Source organism: Methylocystis sp. L43 (assembly GCF_015709525.1).
GTDB lineage: Bacteria > Pseudomonadota > Alphaproteobacteria > Rhizobiales > Beijerinckiaceae > Methylocystis.
Genome location: NZ_JADNRA010000021.1, coordinates 73,308 through 97,161, shown reverse-complemented (window position 1 = coordinate 97,161; position 23,854 = coordinate 73,308). Strand labels below are relative to the sequence as shown.

General features: G+C 59.9%; 16 protein-coding genes and 4 pseudogenes. 6 read left to right on the top strand and 14 right to left on the bottom strand.

Annotation, left to right across the window (positions count from 1 at the left end; genetic code table 11):
* Positions 1-18: 18 nt before the first annotated feature.
* Positions 19-3,378 carry a heavy metal translocating P-type ATPase gene (locus tag IYX23_RS05125; protein WP_281431775.1) on the bottom strand — a complete coding sequence of 1,120 codons (3,360 nt, stop codon included), beginning with the start codon at positions 3,376-3,378 and terminating at the stop codon, positions 19-21.
* 430 nt (positions 3,379-3,808) lie between these two features.
* Positions 3,809-4,855: a type II glyceraldehyde-3-phosphate dehydrogenase gene (locus IYX23_RS05120; protein ID WP_196392133.1), complete on the bottom strand. Its 1,047-nt coding sequence runs from the start codon at positions 4,853-4,855 to the stop codon at positions 3,809-3,811.
* Positions 4,856-5,310: 455 nt separating this feature from the next.
* Between IYX23_RS05120 and IYX23_RS20450 the strand changes: the two genes are divergently transcribed.
* Positions 5,311-5,604 carry a helix-turn-helix domain-containing protein gene (locus IYX23_RS20450; protein ID WP_281431774.1) on the top strand — a complete coding sequence of 98 codons (294 nt, stop codon included), beginning with the start codon at positions 5,311-5,313 and terminating at the stop codon, positions 5,602-5,604.
* Between the two features lie 31 nt (positions 5,605-5,635).
* On the opposite strand, the pseudogene IYX23_RS05110 reads toward IYX23_RS20450, so the two are convergent.
* From IYX23_RS05110 to IYX23_RS20445, 3 genes and pseudogenes are all read right to left on the bottom strand, one after another.
* Positions 5,636-5,797: pseudogene (locus IYX23_RS05110) on the bottom strand (ATPase); the annotation flags it as partial.
* Positions 5,767-7,086 (bottom strand): annotated as a pseudogene (istA, locus tag IYX23_RS05105) (IS21 family transposase). The pseudogenes IYX23_RS05110 and istA, both read right to left, overlap by 31 nt.
* Before the next feature lie 11 nt (positions 7,087-7,097).
* Positions 7,098-7,223, bottom strand: coding sequence for a hypothetical protein (locus tag IYX23_RS20445; protein WP_275548830.1), 126 nt, complete (start codon positions 7,221-7,223; stop codon positions 7,098-7,100).
* Here IYX23_RS20445 and IYX23_RS19915 point away from each other — a divergent pair.
* Positions 7,161-7,331: pseudogene (locus IYX23_RS19915) on the top strand (ATP-binding protein); the annotation flags it as partial. The gene IYX23_RS20445 and the pseudogene IYX23_RS19915 overlap by 63 nt on opposite strands.
* Here the strand turns inward: IYX23_RS19915 and IYX23_RS05095 are convergent.
* On the bottom strand, positions 7,329-8,750 hold the full coding sequence (locus tag IYX23_RS05095; protein ID WP_246695819.1) for a recombinase family protein: 1,422 nt from the start codon (positions 8,748-8,750) through the stop codon (positions 7,329-7,331). The pseudogene IYX23_RS19915 and the gene IYX23_RS05095 sit on opposite strands and share 3 nt — an antisense overlap.
* Positions 8,751-8,898: 148 nt before the next feature.
* Positions 8,899-9,741: pseudogene (locus IYX23_RS20150) on the bottom strand (glycoside hydrolase family 3 N-terminal domain-containing protein); the annotation flags it as partial.
* A 404-nt stretch (positions 9,742-10,145) separates the two neighbouring features.
* Between IYX23_RS20150 and IYX23_RS05085 the strand changes: the two are divergent.
* Positions 10,146-11,972, top strand: a complete 1,827-nt coding sequence (locus IYX23_RS05085; RefSeq protein WP_109026247.1) for an ABC transporter ATP-binding protein/permease — start codon at positions 10,146-10,148, stop codon at positions 11,970-11,972.
* A gap of 90 nt (positions 11,973-12,062) precedes the next feature.
* Here the strand turns inward: IYX23_RS05085 and IYX23_RS20615 are convergent, their stop codons facing one another.
* Positions 12,063-12,656, bottom strand: a complete 594-nt coding sequence (locus IYX23_RS20615; protein WP_343224443.1) for a hypothetical protein — start codon at positions 12,654-12,656, stop codon at positions 12,063-12,065.
* 27 nt (positions 12,657-12,683) lie between these two features.
* Here IYX23_RS20615 and IYX23_RS20610 point away from each other — a divergent pair, with 27 nt between their 5' ends.
* Both IYX23_RS20610 and IYX23_RS05075 read left to right on the top strand, forming a co-directional pair.
* The gene (locus IYX23_RS20610; RefSeq protein ID WP_343224442.1) at positions 12,684-13,424 is read left to right on the top strand and encodes a glucoamylase family protein; all 741 of its coding nucleotides are present in this window, start codon (positions 12,684-12,686) and stop codon (positions 13,422-13,424) included.
* A gap of 44 nt (positions 13,425-13,468) precedes the next feature.
* On the top strand, positions 13,469-14,938 hold the full coding sequence (locus IYX23_RS05075; protein ID WP_154453965.1) for a glycoside hydrolase family 15 protein: 1,470 nt from the start codon (positions 13,469-13,471) through the stop codon (positions 14,936-14,938).
* A gap of 57 nt (positions 14,939-14,995) precedes the next feature.
* Here IYX23_RS05075 and IYX23_RS05070 read toward each other — a convergent pair whose 3' ends face one another.
* Positions 14,996-15,283 carry a methionine adenosyltransferase gene (locus tag IYX23_RS05070; protein ID WP_275548828.1) on the bottom strand — a complete coding sequence of 96 codons (288 nt, stop codon included), beginning with the start codon at positions 15,281-15,283 and terminating at the stop codon, positions 14,996-14,998.
* Between the two features lie 397 nt (positions 15,284-15,680).
* Between IYX23_RS05070 and IYX23_RS05065 the strand changes: the two genes are divergently transcribed.
* Positions 15,681-16,487 (top strand): methyltransferase domain-containing protein, encoded by an 807-nt coding sequence (locus IYX23_RS05065; protein WP_210330503.1) that lies wholly within the window; start codon positions 15,681-15,683, stop codon positions 16,485-16,487.
* A gap of 424 nt (positions 16,488-16,911) precedes the next feature.
* On the opposite strand, the gene IYX23_RS05060 is transcribed toward IYX23_RS05065, so the two are convergent.
* From IYX23_RS05060 to IYX23_RS05040, 5 genes are all read right to left on the bottom strand, one after another.
* Entirely contained in the window at positions 16,912-17,934 is a 1,023-nt protein-coding gene (locus tag IYX23_RS05060; RefSeq protein ID WP_154453962.1) for a hydroxyacid dehydrogenase, read from the bottom strand.
* A gap of 172 nt (positions 17,935-18,106) precedes the next feature.
* Complete coding sequence (ppsA, locus tag IYX23_RS05055) at positions 18,107-20,512, bottom strand: phosphoenolpyruvate synthase (protein ID WP_154453961.1); 2,406 nt, start codon at positions 20,510-20,512, stop codon at positions 18,107-18,109.
* A gap of 253 nt (positions 20,513-20,765) precedes the next feature.
* The gene (gene ppk2 / locus IYX23_RS05050; RefSeq protein WP_154453960.1) at positions 20,766-21,572 is read right to left on the bottom strand and encodes a polyphosphate kinase 2; all 807 of its coding nucleotides are present in this window, start codon (positions 21,570-21,572) and stop codon (positions 20,766-20,768) included.
* 95 nt (positions 21,573-21,667) lie between these two features.
* Complete coding sequence (locus IYX23_RS05045; protein WP_196392132.1) at positions 21,668-21,916, bottom strand: hypothetical protein; 249 nt, start codon at positions 21,914-21,916, stop codon at positions 21,668-21,670.
* 4 nt (positions 21,917-21,920) lie between these two features.
* The gene (locus tag IYX23_RS05040) at positions 21,921-23,825 is read right to left on the bottom strand and encodes a DUF3141 domain-containing protein (protein ID WP_154453959.1); all 1,905 of its coding nucleotides are present in this window, start codon (positions 23,823-23,825) and stop codon (positions 21,921-21,923) included.
* Between the last annotated feature and the right edge of the window lie 29 nt (positions 23,826-23,854).

The window sequence follows — 23,854 nt, the reverse complement described above, 5'->3', positions numbered from 1 at the left end:
GCGCCGGGAGTTTTTCGGTCACGCCGTCGCCTCCGTTGGGCGCGGGGCCCCTTTTTGGACGCTGCTATAGCGAGCGATGCCGGCGAGCTTGGTGCGCTTGAGCATCAGCGCATTGACCGCGACCAGCGCCGAACTTCCCGACATGGCAAGAGCGGCGATCTCGGGACTAAGCAGAAACGGGTAGAAAATGCCTGAGGCCAGCGGGAAGGCAATGACGTTATAGCCGACCGCCCACCAGAGATTCTGATGCATCTTGCGCAGCGTGGCGCGCGAAAGCTCGAGCGCGCCGACGACGTCGTAAGGATCGCTTTTCATCAGCACCACATCGGCGCTCTCGATCGCGACATCCGTGCCGGCCCCGATGGCGAACCCGACATCCGCCTGAATCAGGGCCGGCGCGTCATTGACGCCATCGCCGACCATTCCGACCTTCTTGCCCTGCGCCTGCAACTCCTTGACCTTGCCGGCTTTCTGACCGGGCAGCACATCGGCGAGCACAATATCGAGGCCAAGGTCGCGAGCGATCCGTTGAGCCGTGCTGGCGTTGTCGCCCGTCAGCATGGCCACTTGGACTCCCCGCTCGCGCAATTTGGCGACGGTGGCGGCGGCACTCGGCCGGGGCGCGTCGGCGATGGCGATCAGCCCGATCACTTTTCCGGCTCGAGCCACATGGACCACGGTGCGACCGGCGCCTTGCAGCCGCTGCGCCTCCACAGCAAGCGCGCCAAGATCGAGCTTTTGCTCGTCCATCAATCGGCGATTGCCCAAGTATACAATGTCGTCATTAACCTCCGCCCGCGCGCCCATGCCTTCAATATTCTCGAAGCCCTTCTGCGCCGGAACGACAAGTCCTTGCGCCCGCCGCGCGATGGCTTGCGCCAGGGGATGATCCGAACCTTGCTCGACCGACGCGGCGCTGGTCAGTACGATCTCCGCCGTTTCTCCCTTGGCGCTCACCACCTCAACAACTTCCGGCTGTCCGACAGTGAGCGTGCCGGTCTTGTCAAAGATGATGACGTCGAGTTTCGTCGCGTCCTCCAGGGCTGCGGCGTTCTTGAACAGGATTCCATTCATGGCGCCGAGGCCGGTGCCCACCATGATCGCCATCGGAGTAGCCAACCCGAGCGCGTCCGGGCAGGCGATCACAAAAACGGTGATCGTCAGCGTCATGGCGAAGAGCAACGGTTGGCCGAGCCACCAAAACCATATGCCGAAGGTGAGGAGGCCAATCACGATGGCGGCGAGGACAAGCCACTGCGCCGCGCGGTCGGCGAGAAGTTGCGCGGGCGCCTTCGAATTCTGCGCTTCCTGGACCAGCTTGACGATCTGCGCCAGCGCGGTATCGGCTCCGATCTTGGTGGCGGTGTAATGAAAGGCGCCGCTCTTGTTGATCGTCGCCCCGATTACGGTGTCCCCGGGTTTCTTGCCGACCGGCATCGATTCCCCGGTCAGCATCGATTCGTCGACCTGCGAATTGCCTTCTGTGACGGCCCCGTCGACGGGAATCTTATTGCCCGGCCGGATCACGACCGTGTCGCCCATCAAGACCTCGGCGGTCGGAATTTCGACCTCGCCGCCGTCCCGCAGAACGGTCGCCATCGGCGGCGCCAAGTCCAGCAACGCCCGGATGGCTTCCGAGGCTCCCGCGCGCGCCCGCATCTCCAGCCAATGACCGAGCAAGATGAAGACAAGCAGGACAGCCGCCGCTTCGTAGAATTGCTCACCCTTAAAGAAGAAGGTGGCTCCGACGCTGAAAAGGTAGCCCGTCCCAACACTGAGGAGGACCAGCACAGCCATGTTGAGAACGCCGTTGCGCAGCGCGCGTACGGCGCTGACGGCGAACGGCCAGGCCGGGTAAATGATCGCGGCGCTCGCCAGGACGAACAGGAAGTGGTTGAGTTCCATGCCGAACGGTGGTTTCAGCGAAATGAAGCTCATGCCCATTGGCGAATAAAGAAATATTGGCGCGCTGAATACGAGGCTGATCCAGAACCGGTTGCGCATGTCGCGCGCCATGGCCTGCATATCCATGCCGGCGGCATGGCCCATCTCGTGGGCCATGCCGCGCGACATAGGCGTAGCGGGAATCCCGGGCGCGCGACCATGCCCAGGATGTGGTTCGCAGATATGCTCGGGTACGATCTCGCCAGCGCAGTGGAAACCGCACGCATCGATCTTGTCCTTGAGCGCCTCCAGGCTGGTGACGCTCTCGTCATATTCGACCGTCGCGCTGTTGGAGGCGATGCTGGCGGTCGCGCGCTGAACTCCATCTGCCCGGCGGAGCTGCTTCTCGACAGCCAGGTAGTCAAGCATGGAAAGCATGCCGCCCACATCAAGAGTAGCTGTTTTAAGAGTGGCCGTCTTAATGCCGGCGGTTTCAACTGCAGGCAAGCCCTTCGCGCGCTTGCGCCAGAAGAACCAGACGACGAAGGCGATTAGGGCGAGCCCCGTGATCGCGGCAGATATGATCAGGCGATCTGAGACGCTGGGCGCCGAAGTCGCGAGCGGAACCGTCGGAGTCGTACGTGGCAAAGGCGCCGCCCTCTCGGCAGGGAGCCTGTTCACCTCGTCGAGTATGTCTTTCGCCGACGCGAGCTGTGGGTCGAGCCTCAACGCGGCTTCGAGGTCCCGTCTTGCATGATCGAGGTCCTGCTTGGCGCGATAGACGTGGGCCCGGCTGACGAACGCGTCCGTAAATTTGAGATCGAGTTCGAGAGCCGTGCTGAAATCCGCGAGAGCCTTGTCGAAATCGCCTTTGGCGGAGAACGCCAAACCGCGATCATTGTAAGCGCTCGCCAGCTTGGGATCACGTTCGATCGCCTCGTCGTAATCGGCGATGGCGCGATCGAAATCACCTTGCGCCTGATAAACGGCTCCGCGATCGACGTGAAATGCGGCCGATCTCGGATCGAGTCTCACAGCCTCATTGAAATCGGCCAAAGCCTTGTCGAGATCGCCCTTGCCGAGATAGACTGTGGCGCGGCCGTCATAAGCCGTCGTCGAATTCTCGTCGAGCCGCAGCGCTCTGTCGTAATCGGCGATCGCATGGTCGAGCTCGCCTTTTGCCCGATAGGTCGACGCGCGTTCGGTAAGGGCGAGAGCCGACCTCGGATCGAGCTGCAGCGCCCTGTCAAAATCGGCCAAGGCGCGATCGAAAGCGCCCAAGGCTCGATAGGCGGCGCCCCGATTGACATATGCTCTGAGCTGATTGCGTTTGCTTTCCCGACTCCCACGGACGATGATCTCCGTACACCCCGCGATCCGCACGTCGGGGTCGGCGCCGCGGCAGCGCGCCCAACGACTGCTTTCGGCAAACCCCGGCGCACTGAGACAAACGCAAAACAGTCCTATGAGCGTCACGCGGAGGAGGAAGGGCATCTTTGATTTAGCGAAAACGCGAAAACGCGAAATATGCGCCATGTGGAGCTCCTGCGGACACGATGGATCGTTTGCTTGCGGCCCGACGATTCTATTTGGACCGCATCAGTAGATAGGCGCCTCTTGTGCCGCTCCCTCCGAGCGCCGCCGGCGTATAGCGGAATAACGCGGCCCACAGTAACAGAACGATGCCGCCCGGACTGCAGTTTTGCCAGTCGTTAGATTTTGTTGCCGGCGATGGCATTGGGTCAAGACTTCCGGTTCTGCTCGCCTTTGATCCCCGCGCATGCTTTCAGCGGCGAATTCGATGCAGCGGGCCTTCTTTCATCATCTTCCGAGCGCCGACCTCATCGAAATCGACGCTCTAAGGAAGGCTTGAGATTTAAGATGGCGACGGCTGTCGTCGACGAACTGACCGCACACAACCTGTCTACGGGACAAACGGAGCGCCGATTCCCAGCGCGGCATCGGTTTTGGCGGTCGAGCTGTCTGCATTCTTCTCTCTTCCGGTAAGGGCACGGATCGCATCAATTGTTTCGGGAATAACAATTGCTTGGTTGTCGACCATGTAGACGTAATAAGCTTCGTCGCCCCGTACCGTCACCAAGTTTTCCCATAAAGCTACCTCGTAGAGATTGTCGCGGGGCCTCCCAATGTCCGCCATGAGTTCCTTGACGCTATTGATCGCCATCAGTCCGTCGCTCGTGCGGATCAAGGCAATGCGAGGCGATGATCGGAATGCGTCGATAAGTTCCTCTTTGCTTGCGTTACGTGTAAGCCCAATCGCCCAGCAGTGAAGATGAGCAATCGTTTCGGGGGCCTTGACCGCTATCGTGACGACGTCGAGATCCGGATCGACGGTCTGCGCGTCGGGGCCCTGATGGCTAGGGATTTCGCTCTCAGGAACGAGCGTGTTCATGATGCCCCCTTTGTGACTCTCCCATGGGTCCGTGGCGCGCCGGATCAGCGTGCCGCGCGCCCGCCGCAGAAGCCCGGCATGCTTCAACGCGGTCAGGGTTCGCACCACCGAGGTGGTGTTGCACGAGACTACGCGAGTCGACTCTCGCCCAACAGCCCCCGCATAGCTTGCCTCGGCGACGAACGAGTGCCCCGTCACCTCGTGTTTCTCGCCCCCTTGCACGATAAATTTGATGTCGAGTTCTCGATAACGTTCCGCGTTCCTCGCCCCGACCCCCTTCGGTGTGCAGTCGACGACGATCTCCGCCCTGCGCAACAGCTCGTCGAGCGCGCCTGACACCTCGAGACCAGCCGCGCGCATTGCTTCGATGCTACCTTCTAACGCCGCAAATAGCTTGAACCCTTTCCGAGCGGCGACTCGCAACCGCCAGTCCATCGCGATATCGGCGACGCCGACCAGCTCCATATCATCCTGGCAAGCGATCGCGTCGGCGACCCGTTTGCCGATAACCCCATATCCATTCAACGCGACACGAATCTTTCCAGTCTGTGTTGTCATGTTCCGCGCTCCTTCTGTTGATTGTGGCGCTACAGTCGATGCTTCGGCGTCGTCCATCTATCGCTTCGAAAACATTCGTATTCGGTGAGCGGCTTCAAACCATTGGCGTTCCTCGACAGACTCGTCGACGCATGGCGGTGACGACGTTTCGCGGCTGACCATCGACAAAGCTAATCATGTTCTCGATCGTTGTGTCGATGATGCGTCCGATGGCCTCGCGGCGATCCAGATTCGCCCTTCGAGGCCGTGTCGATTACATAATTATAGGGCGGGTCTCCAAAGGCGGCGTTCAGACGTACGAGAGCATTTTGCGGCGCGGTGGCGAGAGCGTCGATTTCAGCGTCCTGAATGTCTCCGAAATAAGCTTGATGCGGCTTCGGGAGAATTCACACCTCAACCGCTCCGGAAGGTCGACCGGCAAGGGCAACTCCTGGACGCGCTCATGAGTCGCCTCTCTGCGGAAACACAGTGACATCGCCGTCTATCGAGAGGGCGAGCGCGCCGAGCGCGGCGGGGCGACGCTTGACGAGGCCGCCGAAGCGCTCAATGTCAGCTCCGCAACCATCCGCCGTTTGATCGCCGACGGCGCACTTCCCGCAAGTCAGCACTGCAAGGGCGCGCCCTACGCGATCCTCGCCGCGGACCTGCGACGCACCGATGTCGTCAAAGAGGCCGCTGCGCGAAGGAAACGTTCATCGCGACCTCCGCCGTCTGCAAATCAGCCGGATTTACCCATAGATTTTCAATGAGATGGTGAGGTGAGCATTATGACGCGGGCTCGGTGCCGCCGATCAGAATGAGATTGCGCTTGGCGTCGATGAAGTCGCCCGCGTCGAGTTCGCGGATTTGTCCTTCATCGACCGGGGTGTCTTTGAAGACGAAGGCGTCGAGATCCTTCAGCTTCAGTCCGGTCATGGCATCGATGATCGGATGCCGTTCCATGGCGCGTCTTTCGTTCCTTTGCGCAGATTGTCGTAGCGGGCGCAGTCGGCGATCGGTTCTGTTCTGAGTTTGAGCGCCTCTGGCGTCGTGATGCTCGGCGGCGCCGGCGGCTGCCGCTTGCGGGCGAGGATCGCGAGGACGACGTCGCCATTGGCGATTCCGGCCTCTAGCGCTTCGGCGCAGGCCTGCGCCACGGCCTCGACGCCGTCTTCCGGCACGCGACCGAGAATCTTGACGAACTGCCGATCGCCGTCGGCGTGATGCTGGAGCCTGGCCCGGATCGCCGACAGCGGCGCCGGCAAATCCCAGTCCTTGAACGGCGCGCCGTTCCTGAGGGCGCCCGGCTTGCGCATTAGTACGGGCAGGTAATGCCAGGGGTCGTAGACGACCTGATCGCGCTTGAAGCTGCGCGCGTGATCGGCGACGACCTCCTCGCCGAGCAGGACCACGATGCGATCGGCGAAAACGCGCACCAGCACCGCGCGTCCGGCCGCCTTGGCGTCGACGCTGTATTTGTTCCGATCATGCGCAATCAGGCATGTCGTCGTCGCGCGCATCGGCTTCTCAATGAAGCCGGCGAAGGGGCCGAGGAAGGGCATGAGGCGCGGTCGCTCCTCTTCAAAAACCTCGAAGATCGTTCGATCCTTGAACTCCGGATGCTTCATTCGCTTGGCGTAGGCGACGCATTGCTCAGCGAGCCAATCGTTCAGCTCCTCAAGCGACTTCACCTTCGGCTTTGGGCGGAACAACACGTCGCGCATCGTGCCGACCTGGTTCTCGGCCTGGCCCTTCTCCCAGCCCGAGGCCGGCGTGCAGGCGACCGGATCCACCAGATGATGCGAGCAAAGCCGGAGGAAACGCCGGTTATAAGTGCGGGCGCGGCCGAGGGAGACGACCTCCACCGCCGTGCGCATATTGTCGTAAATCCCGCGCCGGCAGACCCCACCATAAAAGCGAAGGCGCGATCATGCGCGTCGAACACCATCTCCTGCGTGTCGCGGAAATAAGCGCGCACGAACGGCATGCGGCTGTAGGCGAGCCGCATCTGCGCCAGCTTCACCGTCAGCGGCAGACCGTGAAGTTCGATCCCTTCATGGCTCCAATCGAACTGATAGGCCTCGCCAGGATCAAACCGCAGCGGCACAAACGCCTGCGCCGGAGCCCGGGCCGCGCGCAGCTCGCCAGCTCTTCACATATCGATGCACGCTGTCAGGCGCGCCGTCATAGCCGCGGCCGCGGAGTTCTTCGAATAGCCGGATGGTCGAGCGACGCTCCAGAGTGGGCAACATTGCACGCGATCTCACACCGGAGACGAAAAAAGCCCGCCGGTGGGCGCCACCCGCGTCTCATCAAATCCCTCGGCCGCGCCGATCTCCTGATCCTCGACGACTTCGGCCTCGAGCCGCTCGACGCCGGCGCCCGTCATGACCTCCTCGAAATCCTCGAAGAGCGATACGGGCGCCGATCGACGATCGTCACCTCCCAGCTTCCCGTGACCTCATGGCATGAGGTTATCGGCGAGCCGACGTTTTCATGATGCCTCCTTTCTCGAACGCCTCATGCGCTGGAGGTGGGTGCGAAGCCTATCGATTTGTTCGACAGAGAGGTCGATTTGCCATGGCTGGCCCTTTGTGAGCTGATGGCCCGCCAACAGTCCACGAGCGAGGTAATCGAAAATCGTTTGCGGCGTCACGCCGAGCGCGGCCGCGGCGCCCTGGATCGAGTAGCTGCCGTCAGGCCACTGCGGCGGGTTCGCGTCGATGCCGTTGATCTTAACCGTTGGGATGCCCCAACGGGTGCGCAGCAACCAGACATTGCCTCCCTTGAATGCGCAGCCGCGCGCCGCGACAAAGCCCTCTCGATTGAGGGTTTCCGCGATCTCTTTGTCCATCTTGTTGGCGGCGTTGAGCTCCGTGATCCGCCGCCGCAGCCCCTCGAGATCGACGTAGTCGCGATAAGTGTGAACGCGACGCTGTAAGCAATGCTCACTGACTGCGTCGGTCTGCCAGATAATCTTCAGCCATACCTGACCATGCGCCCGCTTTTGATCGAGGATTGCTTCGCGAACGATGAATCGCAAAATGCGTTTTTGGTCGGCGGGTGATGTTGTGGCCGCGCGCCAGATTCTCGGCAGGTTTTCGCCGAGCGCTTGCAACGAGGCGCGATCCACCTCGTGCAACACGAGCGGCTCCTCTGCCCGCCAGCGTGCATGCTCCCGGTCGATCTCCTCGACGGCGCGCAGCTTCTCCTCCCAGGTCCGCTCCAGCGATCGCGCCACGAGCCGGTTTTCTGGTTCGACCGCATCATATTGGCGGCGCGCCCGTTCCGCCTCGTAGCGGGCGCGTTCGCGACGGAGCGCCCATTGCCGTTCGAGTTGTCGGCTCTCTTCTTCCAAGTGCCCCATGGCGGCGAGCGCGATCGCAATCCGATCCGGGGCCAGCGCGTCGAGCAGAACGTCTTCAACAAGCGCGTCGATCGGCATCGCCCGCACTTCCTGGCACAAGGCGACGCCTCGCTGATCCCGATCGGACCGGCAGCAATAGACTGGATAGTCGCCATTTGGTCCTGTGTAGCGCAGGCTCATGCGCCGGCTGCAACGACCACAAATAGCGACGCCCTGAAGCAGCGCCGAGCCTTTGCGCGGCGCGCCGGCGTGCCCCGCCTCGTAATGGTTGACGTTGTCCGCCAATCGTCGCTGGTTGGCCATGAACTCCTCCCAGCTGATGTAACCAGGGTGTGCGGCCTGCAAGCAAACCGCCCAATCCGTGACAGCCACCTTGACGGTTCCCCGGACAGAACCAGGGCGGCATCGGGCCGGGTCCCGTTGCCGGCGGCCGTAGACATAGGCCCCAGCATAAGCGGGATTCTGAAGAATATTGCGAACCCGCGCGCTGTCGGCTTCGCGGCAAAATATCGCGATTGGAGAGAAGCGTGATCGCGCGTCGAGCCACATCCAACGCCAGCTCCCTTTGCGCTTCCGCCAAATATTCGGCTGGAGCGACGCGTCGGCAGGGATCGTCAAATAGGCCGAGGTTTTGCTTGAGCTTGAGGACGCGACGTACGGCGGCGTCAACGTCTTCCTGAGCGACGAGCCCGCGCGCAAGGGCGTCAGGCAGACAGCGAACATAGGCGCCGCTCATCATGTCCATGTCGACGCCCGCTTTTAGCGAGAGCGCCGCCGCCTCGGTGAGATCGGCGGCGACGCCATGTTGCATCAATTCCGGGATCGCATTGTAATCGCTGATGATGAGCCCCTCGAAACCGAGTTTGCGTCGCAGATAGTCGCGCAGGAGAGCGGCATGCGCGGTCATGGGAACGCCGGCCACGCTATTAAAGGCAGGCATGATGGCGGCGCAGCCGGCGGCGACTGCCGCTCGAAATGGGGGTAGGTAGACCTCGATTAGGGTGCGTTCGGAAATATCGACCGCTGCATAGTCGCGTCCTGCCGTGGCGGCGCCGCCCGCGCAAAAATGTTTGGCGGTCGCGGCGACTGAAGTTCCCGCGGCTAAGTCCGGCCCCTGAAAACCGCGGATTTTCGCTTCGGCGAATCGTGCGCCGACTAGAGGATCCTCGCCGGGGCCTTCAGCGATCCGTCCCCAACGCGGATCACGCGCGATGTCGAGCATGGGAGCAAAAGTCAACGTAATTCCGTCGCCTGCCGCCTCAATGGCTGCCGCGCGCGCCGTGCGCTCCCATAGGAGAGGGTCGAACAAGCCTGCTTCGGCCAGCGGAATAGGAAAGATAGTCTTATGTCCATGAAGCACGTCGAGGCCAAAAAGTAGCGGAATCGCGAGCTTACTCTCCTTGACTGCAAGCTTCTGAAGGCCCGCAATCGCCTCCCGACCCCAGAGGTTCAAGAGGCCGCCGACGCGCCCCGCGCGAATGTTTTCGGCCACTTCGTCGCCGAGGATCGGCCCGGTAATGGCATATCCAGTCGCCGCCATGTTGAGTTGGCCAATTTTTTCTTCGAGTGTCATAGCTGTAAGAAGCGAATCGATGAGGTTCATCGTGGCGTTCGAATAAAATGACGTCTTCCAGAGCGGCCACCATCGCGGCGGAAGCATGGAAGGACCCGTCTTGATGACTAAATCCGCGGCATATTTCATGGGAGCATAGCCGATTTTCACGATGAGGTCGTCGCGACGCGATTCCGCGTGATCCGAAACGACTCGGCTCTAGGTCGCGTCCAGCCAAGCTTGAAATTCCGTAATGCCGCCGAAGGCGCTGAACGCCAGATTGCCTGACGGCCCGGTTCATCCGGTCAGGAGATGCCTTCCCGCGATCGATCTTGCCGATCAAGGATGCAAGTGATGCTATAATCCAGTTCAGCGAAAAGGGTCGAGATTCGATGGTGGAGCAGGCCGACACGACGTGTCAAACCGTCGCCGAACGGCGAACGGGAGGCGACGGATTCGCGCCGCAACTGAAAATGCTTTTGGAGGCGTTCTACGTCTCGCGCGACCGTGTGACGCTGCTTTGGCTCGGCGTGGGTCTCGTGGCCGTGGTCGCTGCGACCGCTTATGGACAGATCAGGCTCAACGCCTGGAACCAACCATTTTACGACGCTCTCTCCCGTAAAGATCTTCCGGCCTTCGGCTCCCAACTTATCGTTTTCGTCTATATCGCGGGCGCTCTGTTGAGCCTGAACGTGGCCCAGACTTGGCTCAACCAGATGACGAAGATGAAATTGCGCGAAGCGCTGACACGGGACCTTTTCGCGCAATGGCTCGCGCCCAAACGCGCCTTTCTCCTCGCCGGCGCTAAGGAAGTCGGAGAGAATCCGGACCAGCGCATCCATGCGGACGCCCAGCATCTGGCCGAACTCTCCACTGATCTGGGCGTCGGGCTCGTCCAAGCGACGCTTCTCTTAGCGAGCTTCATCGGCGTCCTGTGGATTCTGTCGGCGGGCGTGGTATTCGAGTTCCAGGGAAAAAGCTTTGCTATCCCCGGTTATATGGTCTGGTGCGCGCTTCTCTACGCGGGCGCGGGATCTTGGGCGAGCTGGCGTGTAGGCCGACCGCTGATCTCCCTCAACGCCGAACGTTATGCCCGCGAGTCCGATCTGCGCTTCGCCCTCGTTCACGTCAATGAGCATAGCGACGCGATCGCCGTCTACCGCGGCGAGGCAGAAGCGAGCGATCGGCTGCATCGAGAGCTTGATCGCCTTCTCGTCATTGTGCGTCGGCTCGTCGGCGCAACGACGGGCCTGACTTCGATTACGGCCGGCTATGGATGGTTCACGATCATCGCGCCGATCGTCGTAGCGGCGCCCGCTTACTTCGTCGGAGATCTTTCTTTTGGCGGGTTGCTCATGGCCGTTGGCGCGTTCAATCAAGTACAGCAGTCGCTACGGTGGTTCGTCGATAATTTCGGCGTGATTGCGGATTGGCGCGCGACGCTCTTTCGTGTCGGCGGCTTTCGCCAGGCATTGATCGAAATGGACAAGCTCGGTGACGCGGCGAGCCGTATCGAACTCGTTACGACATCGGATGACAAGCTCCGCCTGGATGACTTTGGCGTCATTTCTCCCTCGGGGTGCACGATGTTGAATAAACCGCATGTCGAGATCCCGCCGGGAGATCGTGTCTTGATCGTCGGCGAGCCTGGTTCAGGAAAAACGACTCTTTTCTGCGCGATGGCGGGCTTATGGCCATGGGGAAGCGGCAGGATCTGCCTGCCGCCGGCGCAGAGCGTCATGTTCATGCCCAAGCGACCTTATATACCTGATGGCGCTCTGCGCGACGCTCTCTCGTATCCGGCTCCGCCACGCAGCTTCTCGGATCAGGAGTTCATCGCAGCTTTAACGAAAATGGGCCTGTCACATCTATCGCGCTGGCTCGATCGTATCGCGCGATGGGACAGGGAACTGAGCGAGCCGGAACAACAAGGTCTCGCTTTCGCGCGCGTTTTGCTTCACAAGCCGCGTTGGGTCTTTGTCGATGAGGCGATCGAGTCACTTGCTCCGCAGGCGCGCAAAACGCTTTTCGACATCTTCGAGCAGGATTGGGCGGCAACAACCCTCGTTCACATCAGCGGACCGCAGGCTAAGGACGAGTTCTATACGCGTGTTCTTTACTTGACCATGAATCCTCAAGGTCAGCGACTAAGGGCTCCCTGCTTGCCATGTGATCCAGAAGCCCGAAGGCGGAGGGCCATCCTTGCAGATAGACAATAAATAAACCCGCATGGCGTCCATGCTCCGTAGGATCGTTAGCCGATGACAATCGCTCAAAACAACCGGATCATCCCCCAACAAAGGCCGGTCTTATCGGATGAGGCGCTGCTTGATCTCGTGCAGCGGCAAACGTTCCTCTATTTTTGGGAGGGCGCGCATCCCGCGAGCGGCCTTGCGCGTGATCACATCAGCCTCCTTGAAGAGCCACAGGATGATTGCGTCGCGATCGGAGGTTCCGGCTTTGGCGTCATGGCCATCATCGCCGCGACGGAAAGGGGATGGCTCACTCGGGATGAAGCTCTGACGCGTCTTGCGCTCATGCTCAATCTCCTGGAACGCGCGCCCTGTTATCACGGTCATTTTCCGCACTTCATGAATGGCCGAACCGGCGCCTGTTGCGCGCCCCGAGCCGGAGTGTCGTGCTACAGCTGCGGCGGCGCCGGCGGCGCGACCATACCCTTCAGTCGGAAAGACGACGGCGGCGATATCGTCGAGACCGCGCTTTTGTTTCAGGGCCTGTTGTGCGCGCGACAATATTTCGATCGCGATACGTCCGCCGAGAAAAGTCTGCGCGACCGCATCACTTGCCTGTGGCTCGATGTGGAATGGAACTGGCACGTCCGCGAAGGACATAGCGTACTGACTTGGCATTGGAGCCCCAACAATGGTTTCAGCCTTGCTCATGAAATCCGCGGCTGGAACGAATGCCTATTGACTTATGTCCTTGCCGCCGCCTCGCCGCGCTATCCAATGGACTCGTCAGTCTATCACGACGGCTGGGCGCAGAGCCGGAGCTTTTTGAACGGCCATTTTTATTACGACATGGAATTGCCGCTCGGCCCTCCTTATGGCGGGCCCTTGTTCTTTTGCCATTATTCCTTCTGCGGCCTCGATCCGCGTGGGCTCGAGGATGTCTACGCCAACTACTGGCGACAGAATACGCATCATGTGCGGATCAATATTGAACATTGCGTCCGCAATCCCGGGAATCACAAGGGTTATGGACCATCCTGCTGGGGCCTCACGGCGAGCGACGATCCCGGGGGTTACTACGTGCACGCGCCGGGAGACGATAAATGCGCTCGTGCGTGCGGGAGCGGGCACGTCAGTGTGCAATGTTGCAAGCGGCATGCGCCGGATGAGGACAATGGCGTGATTGCGCCGACCGCGGCATTGTCGAGTTTCCCATATGCGCCGGAAGCGGCGCTTCGCGCCATGCGGCATTTTTACGATAAGCTTGGCGACAGGCTTTGGGGTCGTTTTGGTTTTACCGATGCGTTCAGCGAGGACGCCGATTGGTTCTCCCATACCTATCTTGCAATCGACCAGGGACCTATCGTCGCGATGATCGAAAATCACCGCACAGGTCTGTTATGGGATCTTTTCATGAAGGATCCCGATGTGCAGGTCGGATTGCGTCGGCTCGGATTTCAAAGCCCGCATCTCAAATAGGACCCCGCAGGTAGCTGTAAAAGCCAGCGGTCAAAGAAAATGCGATGAGCGACAATGCGGGCACGCTTTTGGAATGGATGGAGCGGCAATATCTGCTCTCCGCCGCCGCCATGCTCAGGGCGGTTTCAGCAACCGAACTCGTCAAAGTTCGCTGCCATTTTGGGCAGACCATTCGGCCAGCGCCTGGGTCCGTCCTGGCGTCTCCCGAGTTCGCTTCTTACGATCCAAATCCGGACTATTTTTTCCATTGGGTGCGCGATTCAGCGATTGTCATTGACGCTTTACGCGTATTGCTCGCGGAACAGACGCTGGGATCGGATGCGACCCGTTATCTCGTCGATTTTGTCAATTTCAGCCTTGGTCTTTGTCAACTCGATGGCCGCGCTTTTTTGCGTCGTGGCGATTATCGCCAAGCGATTGATCCGGCTTACCTCCCTCACGCGCGCAGCGACCGTGATCTTAGCCAAGTCTATGGTGACCGCGTCCTCGGCGAAGCGCGTTACAATGCGGACGGGACGCTCGACATTCTCAATTGGGCCCGTCCGCAAAATGATGGACCAGCGTTGCGCGCACTCGCCGTCTTGCGCTTTTTCCTGCTTGACGCGTTTCGTGATCGCATAGACCAGGCGTCGGTAACAACGTTGCTCCAATTCGATCTCGACTATACGCTTCAGCATTGGCGAGAGCCCTGTTTCGATCTTTGGGAAGAAGTTGCGGGTCATCATTATCACACGCGCCTCGTGCAATATGCGGCGCTTGCCGATGGGTCGGCATGGATGGAGGCGGCTGGCGACGTGACGCGTGCGCAAGCCTATCGCGCGGCTGCGCAAGAAATCCGTCAGCGTCTCGACGCCCATTTTGATCCGGATGAAGGCGTTTATGTCTGCCGCTTCGCCAACGCGGCGAATAGGCAGAACGCCGAGCCTGGGAGGCTGCTCGACATGGCTGTGCCTCTTGGCGTGATTCATGCGGCGCGGGCGGAGGGGCCTCACAGCGTCCTCGATCCGAAGGCGCTTGCCACGCTGGCGCGGCTCGAGCAGCTTTTTGCAAAAGAATATCGGATCAACCAGGAGCGTGCGTCAGATTGCGCTCCTGCGATGGGACGCTATGCCGGCGATTCATATTACAGCGGCGGAGCCTATTATTTTTCAACGCTCGGAGCGGCACAATTTTACTTTCGCTTCGCGGAAGCAATCGGCAGAGGGGCAATGATTCCGGTTTCGCAACAAAACCGGACTATTTTGGCCTATATGCTCGCCATGCCGCCCGTGGCGCTCGCGGCTGCGTCGGTCGAACCACCGTTCAGAGAGAGGCTCTTCGAAGCATTTCTCGATCGCGGCGATATGTTCATGGCCATGGTGCGAACGCATACGCCGGCCTCGGGAGAATTGTCCGAGCAATTCGATCAGACGACTGGCGCGCAAACGTCCGCAACGAACCTAGCCTGGAGCTATGCTGCTTTTGTCGCAGCGTTTGCGAGCAGGAGAGCGGCCCGCCGTTTGATGGCGTGCTGATGTCGCAAGCTCGCGGGGGGTGTCAAGACGCCTGAATAGGCGCCGCGCCGTGGAGCGTCAGCGGTCTTGCCGCAGCGGCCAGCGCCCGACCGCCAAGGCGCCCCTGGTTAGCTCCTCGGTGACGGATTCGAGACGGGAAAGCTCATCCGCAACAGTCGCCGTGATCTCGTTCCCCAACTCGCTCGCCCGACCGGAACCGCGCACGGAGACCTCGATCGCCTGAGGCTGATCCACAGGACTGTCTATTTGGCTAACGATCAGGCATTGAGCTTCGGCAATGTCCGCCACGTCCTCTATCAGACGCTGCGCATTCAGACCGGCGGCGATGTTATATAGCTTGCCGATATGCGTCAGGTGTTAGCGCTGCGGCTTTGAAACGTGCGGTAGGGCACTCGATCATAGCGGTGCAGTCCAAGTGCGAGGACCATTTTTTCTACTTCCGCTCGCCGGATCGGGTGAAATTTGACTGATCGCCAACGTCCCGTCTGGAACGGATGGCCGGTTCGACACAAGCTAGAGAGCACAGCCATGAAAGCCATCGATAAGCCAGGCTGCCGCGTGTGGGCGTGTAGCCCCGATCGTCCCGGAACCCGATCGTCGCTGCCGGCATTCATTAAGCCCCTTTTGTATGATAGCGAGATCGGGCCGCTGAAACTGGAGCAGGTTTTCAAAACTTGATGGGACGAACGACATGCGGAGAACATCGAGACGTGACCACGCCTGGCTCTACCCGATACTATCCTTGGCGGTCGCCGTCACCATTCTGCTCGCTTTCGGACTCACCTGGTGGCATGCATTGGCCGTTACGGCGCTGCTTGGATGTCCGCTCGTCATATTATGGGGCTTGATTTTCAGTTGGTCCCAACCGGAGGCCGGAAGTGAGCTAGCGCCGGAAACCGATGGCGTGACCATCGAGTGGATCGCGCCCTTTTACGACCGTTTATGCACGTTGCTCGGATTGGGTCGCGCTTTCCGGAGGCAAATTCTCGAGGTGGCTGCCCTAAAGGCCGGCGAGCGCGTCCTCGATGCCGGTTGCGGAACTGGCGTATGGACCCGTCTTGCCGCCGAGGCGGTCGGCTCTTCGGGTCGAGTCATCGGCTTCGATCCTGGTCCGAGGATGATGGGGATCGCCCGCCGCAATGCCGCTCAGGAAGGAAGTCGGGCGACCTTCGAATTGGCTGCTGTCGAAGAGCTTCCTTTCGAGGAAGCCAGCTTCGACGCGGCACTATTGAGCTTGGTCCTCCATCACCTGCCAGCCGAAGTGAAGCGAAGCGGCCTCAAGGAAATTGGCCGTGTCCTTCGGCCGGGCGGACGGTTGATTGTAGTCGACTTAGACCGGTCCGACAGCGTGCTGTGGCGGATTGTCCTGCGGCCGCTGTCGCACGTCGAGACCTCGGCCGACGCCTTCGAAGGAAAGATACCGATCTATCTGCGTGAGGCTGGGTTTGAATCAGTCACAGTCGAGGGGCGGTGGTGGAAGTCGCTGACCTTTTGGCGGGCAATGAAGCCGCTGTCATCCATCGCCTCCGTGGAAACGCCTGCCACGTGAACCGATTCGAGATCGACTCGTCGAAGGCGCCGCTTATGCGATTGTCGATATCCGTATTGGATTCCTCACTTGCCACTGCATGCTGCGGACCAAGACCTTAGCCTTGTTCTGGCGACCGACATGATCGCCTTGCCCCGCTCGTCTAGACAAACAGTCCATAGACGAGAATGAAGATCATAACGAGGATGAGCCAGGAGAGCAGCGGCGATATTCCGGTGTAATTGACGTTCCGGAAAACGTGACCTTAGCGGCTAGGAGTTCTTGCGCGAGCGTGGGATCAACTCCGACCGCCAAAAATTCCGAGTGAGACAATAGCCCGTCTCCCGCCGACCCTTTAAGCTCGATCAGCATCCGCAAGACCTAAAGCTTCCCGCTTTCGCCATGACATTGGCCCGGCGGACTTCGATGATCAATAGCTCGACGCTTAGTTCATGCGCGATGGCGATTTGCTAACGATGTTCTGCGGATGGCCTTCGAGGAAGGCGTGGATATTTGCGACCGTGGTCTCGACTATTCGACCTACGGCTTCCCTTGTATTGAAAGCGCTATGCGGCGTAACGATTACGTTTGGCATCCGCAGCAGTACATGATCCGCCACGAGATCGCGCAGGTCGTGCTGATTGCAGAAGATCGAGCAGATAAGTTCGGCCTCCTCGCGGATCAAAGGCTCGTCGGGCAAGACGTCGAGTCCGGCGCCAGCCACCTTGCCCGAGCGGAGCGCTTGGATCAGCGCAAGAGAATCGATCAGGCTTCCGCGCGCCGTGTTGACGATGATGACGCCGTTCTTCATCCGTGCGAACGTCTTGGCCGAGAGCAGATGATAAGTCGCGGGTGTCGCCGGAGCGTGGAGCGTGATCACATCCGAGTGCGCGAGCAGCTCATCAAAGGTCGCGTAGCGGAATCCGAGATGCTCGACGAGCTGCGAATCGGTCGTCACGTCGTAAGCGAGCACATTCATTCCGAATCCTTTGGCGATGCGAATCACATGGCGGCCAATGCTTCCTGCGCCAACGACGCCGATCGTCTTGCTCGCGAGATCGAAGCCTTGCAGGCCTTCAGGCGAGAATCGGCCGGAACGCGCGCGTTCCACGGCCTCGAAGAGGCGATGGCTGAGAGCAAGCAGAAGCGCGAAGACGTGCTCGGCAACCGTGTTTTCGCCGTAACTTGGGACGTTGCAGACGGTGATTCCGCGCTCCGCGCAATAGGCCATGTCGATGTGATCGTATCCGGTCGATCGAGTCGAGATCAGCTTCAGGGATGGGAGCTGTTCGAGGATCCCGCGGCTGAGCTCCGAATAGATGAATGTTGAAATCAATTCTGCATCCGAGAAGCTATGTACATTGGCGGCGGCAAGCGGCTCGGCGACGAGCCGCAGTTCAGCGGTAGAGGTCAAGCTATCGAATGCTGCTCGTTCGCGCGATTCGGCTTCAAAGATCACGATTTTCATGTCCGCCCCCTGTGTCTTGACAGCTGAGAGACGCGGCGATTGAGGTCGTCTCGCGAACCGCGAAAAACCCCGACTTCACTTTCGTCGTCTTAGCGAAATTCGCGCATCAACGTTTCGCCAGTTCATTGATATGGCCAATAGGGTTCAGCCTTCGGCATCTGGTCCCTAACGCCTATTTGATCTTCATCTCTATCTCTGCGTCCTCCGCCGCCGCCACGTGGCGCTTCGCCGCGATGAAACTGTCCGGCGTGACCGACATGGAGTCGATCCCACATGCGACGAGAAACTCGGCGAACTCGGGATGGTCGCTGGGCGCCTGTCCGCATAGGCCGACCTTTGCGCCGGCCTTGCGGGCTTCGGCGATGACCGTTTGAATCATCCATTTCACCGCCTCATCCTGTTCGTCGAAGAGATTCGCCAAATCTGTCGAATCGCGGTCGACGCCGAGCGTGAGCTGGGTCAGGTCGTTGCTGCCGATCGAGAAGCCATCGAAACGCTCGGCGAAGGCCTTCGCCAAAATCACGTTGGAAGGGATTTCGCACATCACATAGACTTGAAGGCCGTCGTTGCCACGCTTCAAACCATTGGCCGCCATGACCTCGAGGACGCGGTCTGCTTCCTTCGTTGAACGGCAGAAAGGGATCATCACGATGATATTCTTGAATCCCATCTGCTCGCGCACGCGGCGGATGGCGCGGCATTCGAGCGCGAACCCTTCTCGGTAACGCGGAGAGTAATAGCGGGAGGCGCCGCGAAAGCCGAGCATCGGATTTTCTTCCTTAGGCTCAAACTCGGCGCCGCCGATCAGATTGGCGTATTCGTTGGTTTTAAAGTCGCTCATCCGCACAATCACGGGAGCCGGATGGCGCGAGGCTGCGATGCGCGCGAGCGCATGGGCGAGCCGATCCACAAAATATTCGGTCTTATCTTCATATCCGAAGGTCAATTGCGCGATGCTGCTTTTGGCGTCTTCGTTCTTTAGCGTGTCATAGTGGACGAGAGCCATGGGATGAATCTTGATGTGGTTGTTGATGACGAACTCCATGCGCGCAAGACCGACTCCATCGGCAGGTATGCGCCACCAGCGAAACGCCGCCGCTGGATCGGCAAGGTTGAGCATGATCTTGGTGCGCGTCGTTGGAATAGCGGCGAGGTCGAGACCTTCGGTTTCATAGTCGGCCACGCCTTCATAGACGAACCCCAGATCGCCCTCCGCGCAGGACACGGTTACGAGCTGTTCATCATGCAGGACATGCGTCGCGTCGCCGGCCCCGACAATCGCTGGCAGACCAAGCTCGCGACTGACGATGGCCGCATGTGACGTCCGACCGCCGTGATCGGTAATGATCGCTGCGGCCCGTTTCATGATCGGCACCCAATCTGGATCGGTCGTTTGCGTGACCAAGATGGAGCCGTCGACGAAGCGCGCGATGTCGCGAGCGCTTTCGATCACGCAGACCTTGCCCGCCACCACGGCGTCGCCGATGGCGAGTCCCGAAACGATCTTTCGGCCTTTGCTTTTGATCCGATATGTCTTCAGGGCGTTCGCTTCGCGGCGTGACTGCACAGTCTCCGGTCGCGCCTGCACGATGAAAAGTTCGCCGGTCTCGCCGTCCTTGGCCCATTCCATGTCCATGGGCTGGCCGTAATGGTTTTCGATGACGCAGGCCCAGCGCGACAAGGTCAGGATATCCTGGTCGCTGAGGACAAAGGCGGCGCGTTCGGCCTTGGAGGTCGGAACGTTGCGCGTCGGATGGTCGCCGTCGCTGGCGTAGATCATCTTGACCGCCTTGTCGCCGCGCTTTTTTTCCACGATCGGCGACAGCGCGGCGTCGAAGAGAAATGGCTTGAACGTCAGATATTCGTCCGGGTCGACGGCGCCCTGAACGACATTCTCGCCAAGACCCCAGGCCGCGTTGATCAAAACCACCTTGTCGAAGCCGGTTTCCGTGTCGATCGAAAACATCACGCCTGCGCCGCCAATGTCGGAACGCGCCATGCTTTGAACCCCGACCGAAAGCGCGACCTTCATATGGTCAAACCCTTTCGCCTTGCGGTAGCTGATCGCACGATCGGTGAAGAGCGAGGCGTAACAGCGCCGACATGCCTCGAGCAGGGCCTGTTCTCCCCGAATATTGAGATAGGTCTCCTGTTGTCCCGCGAAGCTGGCGTCGGGAAGGTCCTCCGCCGTTGCGCTCGAACGGACGGCGACGTCGGCTTCCGCCTTGCCCAGGCGTCGGCAGAGGTCGCGGTAGGCGCTCGTGATCGCATCAGCCATTTCGGGCGACCAACTGCCGCGCAAAATGGCGCGGCGGATGGTTTGGCCTGCTTCGGCGAGCGATAGGCCGCCGGCTTCGAGTTCGGCGAGAGCATCGGCCATTGTCGCCCTCAATCCGTTGCTGTCGATGAAGCGCCAATAGGCCTCGGCCGTCGTCGCAAACCCGGGCGGGACCTTGACGCCCTTTGCGGCGAGATTGCCGACCATTTCACCAAGCGAGGCGTTCTTGCCGCCAACGCGCGCTACGTCGTGACGCGTAATCTCTTCGAACCATACGACGTGTTGGGCGTCGGCTGCCATTGGATCCTCCCACGCGAAGGTTGTTCCGCCCTCGATTTTTGTCAGGGCCTATTCGATATCAGAGCATATTGGCCGCAGCTCATCCCCCTATGCGCAAATCGAAACGTTGTGCAGGCGCTCTACTGTTAGACTCGTCGCCGGACACGGCCCGTCGCGCGAAGTATTACTTTCAGCGGCCGGAGCGGTCATGGAGTTCCTCCTTATCGAGCTGTCATCTTCTCATTTCGGGCGCTCTTCCGACGAAATTTCCGGTTCAGGCGGAGATCATGCGGTTTCGAATATATGTTTCCTCATATTGGAAAACGATCTGGGGATTTACCAGAAGCGACGCCGCATCCTTGTCGCAGTAATGCAATCGCGACAACAGGTCCTTGATAAGGTTCAAACGCGCCAACCGCTTGACGTCGGCCCGTACAACAGTCCAGGGCGTGACTGGATTGTGCGTACGCGCGAACATCTCATTTCGCGCGATGCTGTAGTCGTCCCAGTGCTTGATAGCTTGCGCGTCGATCGGGCTCACTTTCCATTGCTTGAGCGGATCTTCGTGGCGATCTTTCAGTCGTTTCTTTTGTTCATCTCGACTGATATCGAGATAGTATTTGAGAAGCTTTATTCCCGACCGTACTAGCATGTGCTCGAAGTCGAGAACGGTGTCCATAAACTCCTCGTATTCCACGTCGGTGCAGAAATTCATCACGCGTTCGACGCCGGCCCGATTGTACCAACTGCGGTTGAACAGCACGAATTCCTGAGCCGCGGGCAAATGAGGCGCGTAACGCTGGAAATACCAAGCCGTGCGGTCGCGATCGGATGGCCTTCCCAGCGCCACGACACGCGTTTCGCGTGGGCTCAGATGCTGGACAATCCGTTTGATCACTCCATCTTTGCCGGCGGCGTCGCGACCCTCGATCAGAACCAAGATCTTGTCGTTGCATTCGATGAAGTGTTTCTGCAACTTGACCAGCTCTACCTGCAAGACCTGCAATGTCGCCCGATACTCATCCTTGCTGATCTCGGGAGCAACCTCCACGGGTTTGGCATCATGATTTTTCTTTGCCATTGCTTCCTCCCAGAATTATTGGGCTCCGCTCCTCTGGCGATCTCGCAATCTTCGTCGGCGAAGATCGTCACTCCAACATCGGACAGCAGTCCTGCTCAGGTTGTGGAGCGCAGGGGAGGCTCGACGCCGAAACCCGGAGATGCATCGGCTGCCGCGGCATCCGGTGATGGATCAGCGCCGCGAGGGCGAGCGAAGCGAGCCGCGCCGGCGAAGCCCAATTGCTGAGCTTTCTTCAGCGTCTCAACGACCAGGCCTTGCGCGGCATCCGCCACCGCGACTCCGATCGGTCCCAGTTCTTTCGCCGTCTCGATGAGATGCTCGAGAGACTTTGCAGACGTGGGCATGACGCTACGGCTCCGCCATCTTGCCTTCGGCGGCCTGAATCGGTTTCATGTCCTGAATGACCAAGGCCGCGCCATCCGCGACGTGAACATGTTCCCGGTTGGCAGATTCCTTTCGCTGCCGTCTTATCCCTGGCTGGGAGCCATAGAGCAGCGCGAAGACCTGTTCCTCGGCTGCGTCTCGCCACGCCCGAAATTCATCGAGAGCGGTTGATATTCGTCCCGCCACCTCTCGTTCGCGAACGAGAAAAGAGTTCGTCTCGGCCAGCGGCGTTCTCCCCTTCTCGACCATCCGTGCAATTTCCGCGACTCCATACATCCAAGGCGAGAATTGCTCCGACAGCAAGTAGCGGGTTGTCCGCATTGGATGCATCCAGCGCAAATAATTCGCTGTCCAGGGGTTCGATAGCGCATTCACCCACGGGCTGACGAATGTGGAGTAGAACAAATTCCCGATTTGTGAGACGGCGCGGACGCGTTCGAACGCCTCGACTGGGTAATCGAACTTCAGCTCTGAGACGTCGCGGGGTTCGAAGCGGACTGAATATTTTGGCCTATGGCAATCAGGATCGCCACCCGGGTTTTCTATCTTCATTTCATAAAGACCCGGCGGCAGCGCCGCGATGTCGTCGAGGCCCTCCAAAATAGCGCGATGCTCGAAGCGGGCGATTGACGCTGAGACAAATATGCCGAGGTGGCCGACGTGAGGGTTGGTGAGGTAGATAATTCGCTGCCCGGCGGCCTTGAGATCTCCCGTGTTCTTATAGACGAACGGGATCCAGCCGAGCGCCTGATGCGGCGGCGTGATATTGTCGCCATAGGAGGCAAAGATCACCAGAGGATTTTTGATTTTGCGCAGGTCCGCGAAGCAATTGGCGCAAACGCGAAACACGCCTTGCTCGAGTTGATCGCCAATGAATAGATTCTCTACAATCGCAAGGATTTCCTCGCGGCTCAGGCTGTGAAACCCGCTCCACCAGCGCTCGAAATCTAGGAAGCGCTCGCGCTCGGCGTCGATGTGCGAAAAAAGATTAGCGTATTTGTCCCAAAGCGCATTTCCAGGCTTCAACGTCTCGAAATTCTGCGCGAGCCAGGCGCCGTCGAGGCGCCCGTTGCCGAGATCGGCCAGAAAATGTGTCAGCCACACGCCGCCGAGCAGACCAGCGGCGAGTCGCGCCGGATTGAAGCCGGATTCACCGGCCCAATAGGAAACCGGCGAGCCGTTGAGAACAGCCGGCCCCACAAGGCCATGACAGTCGGCCGATAGCAGCGTAATGGCCCAGCCGGCCTGGCAATTACCATAGAGGATCGGCGGCTTGCCCGGATGACGACGCGCGACCTCTTCGACGAAGCGCCGCAGCGCATGCAGCACGTCGGCGAGCGTCTGTCCTTCGCAAGGCTCCGGAAAGAAGATTACAAAATAGACGGGATGGCCTTCGAGCAGCGCCATGCCGACTTCGGACTCGCGCTTGAACCCGCCAATGCCCGGTCCGTGCCCCGCGCGCGGGTCGACAATCAGGACGGGGGGTTTTTCAGTCTGGAGGCATGTCTCGGCATGATGCCCATGCGCCTCCGTAATTCTTAGAAGCGCGTAATTGGCCGGATGCTCGAAAGCGCGCGCATCGATGAGCATCTCCCATTTGAAGTTGAGCAGCGCAGGCAAGCCGAGGCGATCGTGTTCGAGCAGATTGTCCGCGCGCTGGCGTAGAGCGTCCAAGAAGAGGATTGAGCGCTCGGCGAAATCGCGCTGGTAGGCGATCAGGCTTGCGGACGCGTCGCTTTGATCGTGGGCCGTGAACCTCGGGATCGCGTCCCCGTTAGTAATGGCCGACGAAGCGCCGATTGGTGTGGCGAGCGCGCGCACGCCTTCTTTGGAATGCTCGCAGCTCATGGCTTTCTGATTGGCGGTCATAGCCGTACTCCGTCAGGACGCGCCGATAG